This is a genomic window from Faecalitalea cylindroides, assembly GCF_028321995.1.
In the GTDB taxonomy this organism is placed as follows: Bacteria; Bacillota_I; Bacilli_A; order Erysipelotrichales; family Erysipelotrichaceae; genus Faecalitalea; species Faecalitalea cylindroides.
On record NZ_JAQLXG010000012.1, the window covers coordinates 37,054 to 49,927 of the forward strand.

Annotated in this window: 15 protein-coding genes and 1 other annotated feature; of the genes, 1 reads left to right on the forward strand and 14 read right to left on the reverse strand. The window is 34.9% G+C overall.

Annotated features, from left to right (window positions below; translation table 11 throughout):
- Positions 1 to 101 precede the first annotated feature (101 nt).
- The gene (gene rpsT / locus PND65_RS07295; RefSeq protein WP_015535955.1) at positions 102 to 365 is read left to right on the forward strand and encodes a 30S ribosomal protein S20; all 264 of its coding nucleotides are present in this window, start codon (positions 102 to 104) and stop codon (positions 363 to 365) included.
- Positions 366 to 426: 61 nt separating this feature from the next.
- Here rpsT and holA read toward each other — a convergent pair whose 3' ends face one another.
- The 14 genes from holA to PND65_RS07365 all read right to left on the reverse strand — a co-directional run bounded on the left by holA (position 427) and on the right by PND65_RS07365 (position 12,872).
- Entirely contained in the window at positions 427 to 1,362 is a 936-nt protein-coding gene (gene holA / locus PND65_RS07300) for a DNA polymerase III subunit delta (RefSeq protein ID WP_087320247.1), read from the reverse strand.
- Positions 1,359 to 3,278: a ComEC/Rec2 family competence protein gene (locus tag PND65_RS07305; protein WP_271991168.1), complete on the reverse strand. Its 1,920-nt coding sequence runs from the start codon at positions 3,276 to 3,278 to the stop codon at positions 1,359 to 1,361. Before PND65_RS07305 ends, holA begins: the two co-directional genes overlap by 4 nt.
- A complete protein-coding gene (locus tag PND65_RS07310) occupies positions 3,275 to 3,757 on the reverse strand; it encodes a ComEA family DNA-binding protein (protein ID WP_229027212.1) in 483 nt (160 codons plus the stop codon). Before PND65_RS07310 ends, PND65_RS07305 begins: the two co-directional genes overlap by 4 nt.
- A 44-nt stretch (positions 3,758 to 3,801) precedes the next feature.
- Positions 3,802 to 4,290 (reverse strand): transcription elongation factor GreA, encoded by a 489-nt coding sequence (gene greA / locus PND65_RS07315; RefSeq protein ID WP_022355229.1) that lies wholly within the window; start codon positions 4,288 to 4,290, stop codon positions 3,802 to 3,804.
- A gap of 50 nt (positions 4,291 to 4,340) precedes the next feature.
- Positions 4,341 to 5,432, reverse strand: a complete 1,092-nt coding sequence (gene mltG / locus PND65_RS07320; protein WP_271991170.1) for an endolytic transglycosylase MltG — start codon at positions 5,430 to 5,432, stop codon at positions 4,341 to 4,343.
- The gene (locus PND65_RS07325) at positions 5,425 to 5,679 is read right to left on the reverse strand and encodes a DUF1292 domain-containing protein (RefSeq protein ID WP_022355231.1); all 255 of its coding nucleotides are present in this window, start codon (positions 5,677 to 5,679) and stop codon (positions 5,425 to 5,427) included. Before PND65_RS07325 ends, mltG begins: the two co-directional genes overlap by 8 nt.
- Positions 5,680 to 5,712: 33 nt before the next feature.
- A complete protein-coding gene (gene ruvX / locus PND65_RS07330) occupies positions 5,713 to 6,135 on the reverse strand; it encodes a Holliday junction resolvase RuvX (protein WP_035400559.1) in 423 nt (140 codons plus the stop codon).
- Positions 6,135 to 6,386, reverse strand: a complete 252-nt coding sequence (locus tag PND65_RS07335) for an IreB family regulatory phosphoprotein (protein WP_022355233.1) — start codon at positions 6,384 to 6,386, stop codon at positions 6,135 to 6,137. The genes ruvX and PND65_RS07335 overlap by 1 nt, the downstream gene beginning before the upstream one ends.
- Positions 6,387 to 6,578: 192 nt before the next feature.
- Complete coding sequence (locus tag PND65_RS07340) at positions 6,579 to 7,508, reverse strand: Rpn family recombination-promoting nuclease/putative transposase (protein WP_271992451.1); 930 nt, start codon at positions 7,506 to 7,508, stop codon at positions 6,579 to 6,581.
- Between the two features lie 176 nt (positions 7,509 to 7,684).
- On the reverse strand, positions 7,685 to 10,312 hold the full coding sequence (alaS, locus tag PND65_RS07345) for an alanine--tRNA ligase (protein WP_271991177.1): 2,628 nt from the start codon (positions 10,310 to 10,312) through the stop codon (positions 7,685 to 7,687).
- A 38-nt stretch (positions 10,313 to 10,350) separates the two neighbouring features.
- Positions 10,351 to 10,540 (reverse strand) — a binding site (T-box leader).
- A gap of 65 nt (positions 10,541 to 10,605) precedes the next feature.
- Positions 10,606 to 10,803: a dihydrofolate reductase family protein gene (locus tag PND65_RS07350; RefSeq protein WP_334258964.1), complete on the reverse strand. Its 198-nt coding sequence runs from the start codon at positions 10,801 to 10,803 to the stop codon at positions 10,606 to 10,608.
- Positions 10,766 to 11,125 (reverse strand): dihydrofolate reductase family protein, encoded by a 360-nt coding sequence (locus tag PND65_RS07355; RefSeq protein WP_271991180.1) that lies wholly within the window; start codon positions 11,123 to 11,125, stop codon positions 10,766 to 10,768. Before PND65_RS07355 ends, PND65_RS07350 begins: the two co-directional genes overlap by 38 nt.
- A gap of 266 nt (positions 11,126 to 11,391) precedes the next feature.
- A complete protein-coding gene (locus PND65_RS07360) occupies positions 11,392 to 12,129 on the reverse strand; it encodes an amino acid ABC transporter ATP-binding protein (protein ID WP_271991181.1) in 738 nt (245 codons plus the stop codon).
- A gap of 14 nt (positions 12,130 to 12,143) precedes the next feature.
- On the reverse strand, positions 12,144 to 12,872 hold the full coding sequence (locus PND65_RS07365) for an amino acid ABC transporter permease (RefSeq protein WP_015536264.1): 729 nt from the start codon (positions 12,870 to 12,872) through the stop codon (positions 12,144 to 12,146).
- Positions 12,873 to 12,874 lie beyond the last annotated feature (2 nt).

The following is a 12,874-nucleotide window of genomic DNA, read 5'->3' on the forward strand; positions in this document are numbered from 1 at the left end:
CATAACTTTTGGTATTATACCCTATTTTTTGATGATTGTGTTGCAATAAATAACAGAATTTGCTATAATCTCAATGCAATTTATGTCAGGAGGTGCAAACCATGCCACAAATCAAATCTCAGATGAAACGTGTAAAGACAAACAACAAGGCACACAAACTGATCGTATCTAAAAAAAGTGCATTGAAATCTAGTATTAAAGCTGTATTGGCTGCAGTAGATGCACAGGATAAAGAAGCGGCTATTATTGCATACAACAGTTGCTGTTCTAAATTAGACAAAGCTGTCGCAAAAGGTATCTATCACAAAAATTATGCAAGCCGTCAAAAATCACGTTTGGCTACGGCTGTTAACTCTATAAAATAAGAAAAGAACATTTGTTCTTTTTTTTATACTCAATCAAAAGGGGCTACAACTGTAGTCCCTTTTACTGTAACATACCTAAAATAAATTGTTCAAAGCCCTCATCTTTATCAACCAATCCCATCTTCATATCCTGATCTAGTTTTGCCAAGATCGATAACTTTTCTAAAAGTTCATCACTGGTAAAATTATAAGCTCTTTGCATATTGATCTGCACACGATATGGATGAGCTTTTAATCTTCTGGCAATTTCTTCTTTAGAATTACCTTGATCCATCAACACACGAACTTGAAACAAAAAACGTATTTGTCCAGATAACAAACCATTGATCGCAACCGGCTCCATATTAAGTTTTCTAAAATTACGATAATACGCCAATAATCGAAGCGCATTTCTTTCAAAAAGAGCATCTACCATCTTAAAGACATCATTCAATGGTTCACATACCATAAGATCCTGTACATCCTTTAATGTAATATGATCATTGAATGTTTTGAATTTGATAAGTTCCTGCTCAATGCGTAAAGCATCAAATCCTGCTCTTGCACTAAACCACTTGATCGCATCTCGATCCATTTTTAGATTTAGCTTCTTTAATTCTTCATTGATATATCCAGGCAGTGATTTTTCATCCAAGGCAATACATGGATATACAGTTGATTTTGATATCAATTCCTTAACAGCCTTTTTTCTTGTATCCAGCTTATCACTTGGACAGCAGAACACAAGGATCACGCTTTCATCATTTGTGCTTCGATCTATAAAACCTTTGATATCATATTTAGTGGTATCTTTACTGGAAAGAAAGGTTGCATTCTCTATGACGATCATCTTGTCATCATCAAAAATGGAAATGGTATCCATCTCATTGAATACATCTTGCTGCTCATCATCTGTCGCATCAAAAACGATCACATTTTCAATGTGATGTTTTGTTTTTAGTGCATTGATCTTTTGCTTCACTCTTCCTTCATCATGTCCATGTAATATATAATTCATGACTCTAGTATACCAAATAATCCTGTTTGTGTGCGAAAAAACGCAATCCCTTTAAAAGCAAAAATATGGATCATTCCGACATCTTTGGTCATCAACAAATCAATATTTAATTTATCACAATTGGAAATCACTTCATTATCTGGGTGTCCATAGCGATTATTGGCTCCTACACTGATCAAACCTAATTGCGGTTGGATTTCTTTTAAAAATGCATAGGAAGAACTGGTTGAAGATCCATGATGCCCAAGTTTTAAAACATCTACTTCTAATTCTGGATATGCCTTCATGAATTGTTCTTCAATCTCAATACCTGCATCACCTGTCCATAGATATTGAATACCATCGTAGATAAAATACGAAATGATACTGTTATCATTTTCATTATTAGCTTTTCTATCTTCTAATAGAGAAAAGAAAGGATAATCCACATCTATCTTTTGATTGGAGGTCTGGACAATTTGTTTGATTTCTACTTTTTCTTTTAAAGCTTCTAAACCCCCACTGTGATCAAAATCTTCATGGGTAAGAATCAAAGCATCCAGCTTAGAAATATGATGTGCTTTTAAAAATGGATCAATGATTTCTTCGACATTGTCTCGATATAGATTTTGTCCACAGTCAATCATAACTGCAGAGCGCATAAATGGTTCCACGATCAATGTACAATCACCCTGTCCTATATCCAACATATACACATTAAAAAATGGGTTTAAATAATTCGAACAAAAAATCATGATAAGACTGATACAAAGAGGATATACAAATCGATGATCATTATATATTTCATAGACCAGCCAGAATATCACGATAATAAATAGAAAACCTGGAGCATAATTGATCACAAGAGAAGGAAGATGCATGATAAAACCATCATAAATATCTAATATAAATGTTAGTATAGGTTCATAAAATAAACTGACTAGGCTTATAAAAAACACTAAAGAATTTAATTTTCTCAAGATAGAAAATCCTAAAAACAGAACTATATCCACGCTATGAAAATAAATAAATTGAAAAGTCATTAATAAGATACGAATCAAAAAAATACGCTTAAACAAATCATGGCAGAATCGATACACTAACATGGCGCAAACAGGGAATAAAAAGATAAACTCTGTAGCAAAACCGGGTAAGACCATCAAAAATAATATTGTTGAAAAGCTTAATTGGTATTCCCATTTTGAAAAGACGATTTTTCCTAAAAGAAACAAAGTGATTCGAACCAAACTAGGTGTAAAGGTAAAAATACTACCATACAAGATTATCAGTAAGAATAATATTATTTCACTAATATTTTTGGAAAATATACGCAAAAGAAACTTACGCAATATGGAAATCACACCCAGGATTGGTAAGCCCAAATTTATAAGGATAGTGCTGACATCTTCATTGCGGATCCCATAAAAATTAGATAAATAAAAGTTAGCATGTTTTCTGTTTTTAAGATGATTATATACATCATTCTTGATTGAATTTTCTGTCCTTATATACATATACCGGCTGACATTTGCACTGTAGTAGATGGATTGTTTATGCAAATATTCTTCAAAGACAAACTGCCCTATATTTTTTATCGTATTCACTTTTTCAAATTCACTGATTTTATAGACATCATAATACTCTGGATCTTCAATGCCATATACAATGATTGAAACATTATCCTTTCTTGCAAGACAATATTTTGGCTTAATTTCATAAATCATGTATTGACCAGGTTGTGGTTCTTCTATTGGCTTATTGATGTACACAACAAAACAAACTGTAAATAATGCCCATATGATTACGATCAATTTACGTTTAAAACGATACATCAAAAATAGAGAAAAACCCATAATAAACAAACAGACATAGAATACATCTTTTATGGCAATACTGATCCAGAATCCAAAAGCTGCAAATAGACAAAAATACTTCATAACGTGATCAAATCCTTGATCTTTTCATAAAGTTTATCACCAATGCCTTTGACTTCTTTGATTTGTTCCAACTCCACAAAAGGAATATTGTTTCGATAGTCAATGATCCTTTGAGCAATGGATGGGCCAATACCAGGAAGTGAATCAAGTTGTTCCAAAGTCGCACTATTTAAAGATATCTTTTGTGTTTCTGTACGTTTGGAAACAAAGATCGTATCCTGGTCTTCCAAAGGCTTCATCAAAGACAAAGAATCGGTTTGAGCTTGTTCTGTAAATCCGCCAGCCTGTTTCACCAGATCATCTAAAGTAGCATCAATTTTAAGCGTATAAACACCCGGATTGACAACTTCTCCTTTGATTTCAACCGTAATCGTTGTTGGTTTAGCTACATCCAAACTTACTGGTTGATATCGTCCAAAATAGGCAAAACAAAATAATCCAAACAAAATAAAAAGGAAAAGAGCTTTTTTCATTAACATCACCCTTTTCCTAATACAATCGAAATTGATTAAATGACAAAAATTTATGCAATTTTTGTAATTTCTACATCATATGGTTCATCTACACGACTTACAGTAACAACATCTCCAACCTTATGATCTAGGATAGCTTCTGCAAGTGGTGTATTGTTAGAAAGTTTTCCATTCAAAGGATCGGCCTCGATTGAACCTACAATTGAGAATGTACTTTCTACATTATCGGATAAATCTTTCAAAGTTACCACAGAACCTAATTTAACAACCGCATTCTTTGCAGCTTTTTTCTTACCATCTGATTCTTCAATGATTTCAGAATTTTTGATCAAAGCTTCCAACTCGCGAATACGTGCTTCTACTTGTGCCTGATGTTCTCTGGCTGCATCATAGTCCGCGTTTTCAGACAAGTCACCTTGTGCTCTGGCTTCCTGAAGTTCGACAATGACTTCGGCACGTGTTTTATGGACTAACTCTTCATGTTCTTTAACTAAATCATTATAACCTTCTTTGGTAACGTAAAACTTTTCGTTTGGCATACTATCACTCCTTATTTTTAACGCGATTGAATTATATCACAGAACGTAAATTATTCAATAACTAGACCTAATTCTTCCATTCTAGCCTGGTGTTCTTCATAGGTTGTCGAATAATAAACACTTCCATCTCCATAGATATCTGCCACAAAGAACAAATAATCATTTGGCGAAGGATTTAATACGGCATTAATTGCCTCTTCACCTGGATTTAAAATTGGTCCAATTGGTAAACCATCATTTAAATATGTGTTATATGGTGATTCGATATCGGTTCTAACTTCACAATCCTGTGGATCATTAAATTCATCATACAATGCATAGCATACCGTAACGCTGGATTCTAAACGCATCTGTTGATTTAGACGATTATAGAATACCTGAGCAATCGTTGGCATTTCTTGTGCACTGCCTGATTCAAACTGGACTACACTTGCCAAAGAAACAAGTTGATGTATTGAGTAAGAACTGTTATCAAATTGTGTCTTATACTTTTCATAAATCGTTTCAAACCCATTTAACAATGTTCTTGTGATTTCATCAATTGTTGCATCCTTGTCAAAGAAATATGTTTCCGGAAATAAATACCCTTCCAGCTTCACTTTATAATTCTCATTTGATAGTGCTTCTGGATCTAAGAACGTATAATCGTTTGCCAAAGTGCGAATATACTCTATATCATTCCAAGTTGCCAAAACTTCTTCAGTCGTATAAGGAAACTGTTCACTGATGCTGGCAGCAATTTCCTTCGCCCACTTTCCTTCTGGAATCGTAATTGAGACTTGTTGTGTCTTTGCATTTTCTATATTGCCTATATGGCTCAAGATATCACCGGTGCTCATACCGTCATTTAATTCGAAGAAACCTGCATAATATTCCTGATGTCCTGTAACTCTAGCATACAACTTACTAACTGTAGCAGATCGAATCAAGTTCTGGTCTTCTAGATCATTTAAAACTTCATCAAAATCAGAACCCTCTTCGATTTGAAAATCTATCGTATTAGAACCATCTCCAACCGGCTGCAAGTTAATATAGCCATAGCCAAATATTCCCCCTAATACTACAACTAAGACCAATACGACTACTAAAAGTATATTACGAACCGTATTGTTTTTCTTTGGCCTTCTTCTAGATTTAGGCATTTTCGTTGTCCTCAACAAAAGTATTGATAACTTCTTCTACCATTTCCCATTCTTCATCGGTTTCAATTGGCAGTAACTGTCCATTTTCATCATAAGCTGAAGCATAGACTTCATCTTCATCTTGTTCTGGGTCTTGGAAAACAACATATTGTTTTTTTGTTACTTCATTATCGAAAGTAAACAATATGGTCATACGTTTTTCATTTCCATTTTCGTCTTTGACATATAAGCTGTTTGAATCTAACATAGTTTTTCTTCCTTTCCAAAAAAATACGGAGGATCAAATGCCCCCGTTTTGTCTGTCTAAAAAGCTCTGCAAAATTTGCACTGCAGCCATCTGGTCAATTACTTTTTTTCGTTTCTTTCTAGAAACGTCCCCCTCAAGCAAAAATCTTTGAGCGCTGACCGTCGTCAGTCTCTCATCCCAAAGATGAACATGATAGCCTTCTTTTTCGAGTTCCGCACCAAAATCTATAGATAATTGTCCTCGCACACCAACGTCGCCATTCATGTGCTTAGGTAATCCTAAAACAATTGTCTTAACGTGATGTTCTTCTAATAGATCTAATAGCTTATCAAAACATTCATCATAATCATCTGGCGCAAAACGAATAGTTGTTAAGGCTCTTGCCACGATACCTGTCTCACTGATCGCAACTCCACAAGTAACACTGCCAAGATCCAGTCCGATGATCTTTTCCATTATTTCTCCAAATATGCACGAACCAACTCTTCAATGATCTCATAACGTTCGATTCGTTGAATCAGATTACGTGCGTTCTTATGAGAAGAAATATACGCTGGATCATTGCTGATAAGATAACCTGCAATCTGGTTTTCAGAATTATAACCACGTTCTTCTAACGCATCACTTACTTCACGTAAGATCGCTTTGATATTTTCGCGGCGAATTTCTTCCGTTGTAAATGTCATTGTTTCGGTAATGTCTCTCATCTTCATCACACTCCTTAACATAAAAACATTATACATTATCTAATTTTAAATGAAAACCTTTTTGATTTTTTTCAAGTGTTTTTGGGAAATTCCACATAAAAAATGCAAGTTTTCATCAAAAAGTCCCCACATAGAATGAATAAAGATAAAACGATAAAATTTTATAATCATTTGTTTACACTATTCAAACTGCTAATGTATTGCTTGTTTAGCTTTCATCAATAATTCAGAAGATACTCCGGTGATCTCCAAAATATAAGAATCCGATATTCCTTTCTTTAATAAATTTGTTAAAATTCTTAATTCCGCTTTTTCTTCACCTTGGATTAATCCATCTCTTCTGCCTAAGATCATGCCCTCTGCTTTTGCTTCTTCTCTCATTCTGTCTAACGATTCACACATTACAATAACCTCCTTTTCTTCCTCCTTGATCTGTTGATACAGTTTTTCATCTTTTGCCATGCTGGCAATAACTAATGCTACCTGCTTGGGTATGCCTTGTTTATATTTATTCCTTATCGTATTAAAATTGGCATTCAATATGTCTCTTGTCATGGAAAAGACCAGATCCAATTCCTTGTCCTTATATTGATGTGTATCACTATGCACTTCAATCAGATTCATCCTGAAATCAATTAAAGAACTCATGTCTTTGACATCGAACATATCCTTCATGCTGAAATTGGTCTGCCATGGTCTTGTTCCATAATAGATCACGATTGTGATGCATGGGATCAATCTATCACTTGCCTTGATCCCGGATAGAAACTCCTCACTGCTTCTTAGATCCTTCTTTTTCCTGTGTTCCTTTTCAAGTATATCCATCTGATCCTTATACACCAGGCAGTCATACTGTAGGATACGATACGGCATAGGATAGTTCTCGATCAGTTGATTTTCGATACCTAGATAATAGGAACCATATCTTCCATTCCACAACATCAGCACATCTCTTGTATAGGCCTGTATCTTTGGATCCACCAGCATCAGATTTTCTGGTTTGACGATCTCCTGACCCTGATAGAGACAGGTATTGATCAAAGAGGCAAAGTGATGTGCATCCTTGAAGAAGGTATTGATTTCCTGATCAAACGTACCAAAGCTGTTTTCTTTTTGTATCATTTTTTCACACCTCCAATATATCATGAGAGACTTGGATTGTCATTGAACCATGCATTTATGGTTTTTCAATCCTCTCTCACTTATCTATCACACCGGAAATGTCCAAAATGACAAAAAAAGATCGAAAATATATCTAAAAAATATAAATTCGATCTTTATTACAACTAATAATTTAATTAAATGTTTGCTAATTCTGATTTAATTACTTCAAATGCTTCATTTAGTTTAGAAATATCTTTTCCACCTGCTTGTGCCATATCCGGTTTTCCACCACCGTTACCTGAGCATAATTGAGCAGCTTTTTTAACTAACTGACCTGCGTGAACACCTTTTGAAACAGCATCTTTTCCAGCTCCAGATACAAAGACGATCTTATCATTTGAAACATTTCCAAAGAAACATACGATATTTGGATCTTTTGCCTTCAAATTTGATACGATATCTTTTAAAGCGCCTGCATCCATACCTTCAACTTTTTTGATCAATGCATTTACTGAACCCAAAGAAACTGTTTCATTTACCCATTCATTTGATTTAAGGGCAAAGATTTGATTCTTTAACTGTTCAATTTCTTTTTGAAGAGCATGCATATTCTGGTAAGCTGCGTCCACTTTTGTATCAATATTCTTGATACCTTTTTGTTTTGCGCTGATTGCAATATTTTCTAACATATTCTTTTCTGAAGCACATTCTTTATAAGCCTGGTATCCTGTCTTAGCTACGATTCGACGAGCATCTGAACCAATGCTTTCTTCACTAATAATCTTGCATAGACCAATCTGTGATGTATTCTCAACATGGCATCCTGCACAGAATTCTTTAGAAACATCGCCCATAGTGACAACACGAACGCGATCTCCGTATTTTTCGTTGAATAAAGCAGTTGCTCCTGATTTTTTAGCTTCTTCAATATCCATGATTTCTTTTGTAACAGGATATGCTCCAGCAATATACTGATTCACTAAATCTTCAATTTCATCTAGTTGTTTTGTTGTTAACTTTTCAAAATGGTTAAAGTCAAAACGTAAGTATTCATCACATACATAGCTTCCGGCCTGATGAATATGATCTCCTACAACTTTCTTCAATGCACTTTGTAAAAGGTGAGTACAAGAGTGGTTTGCAGTTGTAGCTTTACGTTTTGCTTCATCTACATGACAATGTAGGCTCATACCTACTTCCAAGATTCCACTTTCAATTTCTACACTGTGAATATGTTGTTTGTTTCTTGCCTTTTGAACATCCGTTACTTTGCACATTACACCATCTGCACTTAATGTACCTGCATCGGCAACCTGTCCACCACTCTCTGCATAGAAACAAGTCGTATCTAGAATTACCTGCCCTTCATCAGACAAAGTATCAACCATATGTCCATCTTTGAATAAAGCAATGATCTTGCCATCGCATTCCATATGATCGTATCCAATGAATGTACTTTCCTGTGTAAAATTCATCAATTCAGCATTTTGTGTAGCGAAAGAATCTTTTGTATTACGAGCATTACGAGCACGTTCTTTCTGTTTGTTCATTTCCACATCAAATTCTTCACGAGATACTTCAAGCCCACTCTCAGAAGCAATTTCCTGTGTTAGTTCAAATGGGAATCCATATGTATCGTAAAGCTTAAATACAACTTCACCACTTAGTTTTCCATCTTTTGCCTTTGAAATCTCTTCATCTAAAAGAGCCTGTCCATTCTTTAATGTTTTCTTGAATGTATCTTCTTCTACTTTGATCAGTTTCTGATTGAATTCAACATGTTCCTGTAAATAAGGATAGAAATCCTGCATCGTATCCGCAACAACTGGTACCAATTTATATAAGAATGCATCTTCCAGTCCTAATTTTAAACCAAAGCGCACAGCACGTCTTAGAACACGACGCAATACATAGCCACGTCCACTATTTGAGAAGTTTGCACCATCGCTTAAGGCAAACGTTAAAGTACGAATATGATCGGCAATGACACGATATGCCATCTTATATTCTCCTTCATAAGGATATTTTGCCAATTTTTCTGTTGCGTGAATGATTGGAAGGAACAAGTCTGTATCAAAATTTGTTTCTCCATCCTGGATCAAGGCAACCAGTCTTTCTAGACCCATTCCTGTATCGATATTTTTTTGAGGTAGTTCTTTATAATCTTTACGATCTAACTCAGGATCACAATCATATTGTGAGAATACAACGTTCCAAACTTCTACATAACGATCATTTTCCATTTCTTCAAAGAACAATTTTTCTCCAAGACCTTCTGGATCATATTTTTCACCACGGTCAAAGAAGATTTCTGAGTCTGGTCCACCTGGCCCTTTTCCAATTTCCCAGAAGTTATCATATGTCTTTAAGATATGACTAGGATCTACTTTACATACTTCTGTCCAGATCTTATATGCCTGATCATCATCTGTATACACAGATACATATAGTTTATCTTTATCAATTCCCATCCACTTTTCGCTTGTTAAGAATTCCCATGCAAATGGAATGGCTTCTTCTTTAAAGTAATCACCAATTGAGAAGTTTCCTAACATCTCAAAGAAAGTGTGGTGTCTAGCTGTCTTACCTACATTTTCAATATCGTTTGTACGAATACTTTTTTGTGCATTGGCAATACGGTTACAACGAGGTTTTTCACTACCATCAAAATACTTTTTCAAAGCAGCCACACCTGCATTGATCCACAACAAAGTTGGATCATTATTCGGAACAAGGCTTGCTCCTGGTTCGATCATATGACCTTTGCTTTTAAAGTAATCCAAAAACATCTGGCGAACTTGATTTCCGGTTAAATATTTCATGTTTTCTTCCTCCATCCAAATAAAAAAACGTTCCTATATCTAGGAACGTTATTAACGCGGTACCATCCTAGTTCATCTTTTATAAGATGCCCTTAATTATCGTTAACGCTGACTAAGCGGTTTTAACTCCAAAGTAGCTTCCTTAACAGACCCTTGTAAAGTTTCCACCAAACACTTTATCTCTTCATTTCCAGATCTATCAGTACTTATCTTCTTCACTGTCAAACTATGCACATTCTATCATTCTTTATTTATTTTTACAAGAAAACAATATCTAAAAATAGCTATGCACTTTATTCTACTGTCTTATAACGAATCCATACAGCACCACTTTTAAAAGTTTCAACATCTTTTAAGGATAAAGAGATAACGGGTTGATCTATATCAAATCCATCAAATACACCAGGCATACCTTTTCTTCCGTCAATGCCTGCCCCAATTAAAATACTAACTTCATCCAGTAGACCAGCTTTTAGAAAAGCACCATTTATTACAGCTCCCCCCTACAACTGCCATTCTTTCTACATGAAATTCTTCATAGAGAATTTTAGACGCCTTTACTAAATCTGTCGTATTTTTTCCACATACGATCCAAGAGATATTTTGTTCATCTAAATAGTTTAAATATTCTTTTGTGACTTGTTCACTGGTGATGATCAATAATGGTTTTTCATCCCTATTTTCTTTTTCCCACAATAATTCTCCCTTGGAATCGACGACTACTTCATAGCCTTTGGCATCCACCTTCTTAGAAAACCCTTCTTTTCCATAGATTTCTAAATTCTTAGAAACATATTTGCCAGATAAAGCCATTTCTAGTTCATCGGTTCTTTTTCCACTGACTGTCGTATCTGCATCTAATTAAGCTAATGTTTCATAATAATCTTCTACACCTTTTAATTGTTCTGTCATAGCACAATCAATTCTTCCATCCACAGAAGACATCATATGACAAATAATATATGGTTTATTCATATCGCACCTCCGCTGGATCAGTGTATACCTAAAGTCAACTTCACCTTCAAGCCTTTTCAACAAAAAAAGTTTGACTCACTCTTGAAATCAAACTTTTACTTCTATTAACGATTTGAATATCTTGATAAGAATTGTTTTGTTCTTTCCTGTTTTGGATCATTAAAGATTTCATCTGGTGTTCCCTGTTCAGCGATTACACCTTGATCCATGAAAATCACGCGATCACTTACTTCTTTGGCAAACTGCATTTCGTGAGTAACGATGACCATGGTCAATCCATGATTAGCCAAATCTTTCATTACATCCAAAACATCGCCAACCATTTCAGGGTCTAGAGCACTTGTTGGTTCATCAAACAACAGAACTTCTGGATCCATGCAAAGAGCTCTTGCGATGGCAACACGTTGTTTTTGTCCACCAGATAGTTTCGTACTTGCCTTATTGGCAAACTCAAACATACCAACTTCTTTTAAATATTTTTCGGCTTTTGCGCGCGCTTCTTCTTTTGAACGCTTTAAGACTTTGATCTGTCCGATCATACAGTTTTCAATAACACTTAAATTGTTAAAAAGATTGAAACTTTGGAATACCATTCCTACTTTAGATCGATATTGATTTACATCATTTCCGTTATCTAAGATATTTTTTCCATGATAAAGGATGTTTCCTCCATCCATTCTTTCTAATAAGTTAATGCAGCGCAGCATTGTTGATTTCCCACTACCACTTGAACCGATGACCGTAACAACTTCCCCTTTATGGATATCAAAGCTAACATCATTTAAGACCTTAAGATTTCCAAAGTGTTTTTGAAGATGTTGAATTTGAATAATTTCATTCATTTTTCATGGTCCTCCTAACTGCAAAAATCCATTGATTTGGTCTTGCGTTCTTCATCAAGACGTCCTTCAAGGAAGTTCAACAAGAAACTTGCCAAAGTTGTCAAGACTAGATAAATCAAAGCAGAAACAAGGAATGTTTCAATGTATTGATAATTTGATCCGGCAACAGATGTTGTCTGGAAGTAAAGTTCTGTTACACCAATAACATTTAACATAGAACTGTCTTTGATATTTACGATCAACTGGTTACCAATTGATGGGAATGTGTTTTTGATTGCCTGAGGGAAAACGATGAAGATCAAAGTCTGGATCGTTGTCATCCCTAAACTTTTTGCGGCTTCATTTTGTCCATTATCTACAGACTGGATACCAGCACGAATAATTTCAGCCATATAAGCTCCTGTATTAATTGAAATAATGACCAAACCAGCAACAAATGGTGTCCACTGTAATACAGGTCTTAATAAGTAGTAAACAAACATAGCCTGAACCATCATTGGAGTTCCACGGAACACCCAAATATAGAAACTTGTGATCCAGCGTCCAATGTTTTTAATCGCTTTTACTGGAGTACTATCGTAATCGTTGATTTCAATAGCACGAATTCCTCCAACTAAAAGTCCAATCAAGAAACCAACCAAAGTACCAATCAGAGCAAACAATAAAGTATTCCCTATTCCATATAGAAATAGGGAAATATTTTCCTGAAAGATTTCTAGAGCTCTAGGAAAATTAATACTCATGA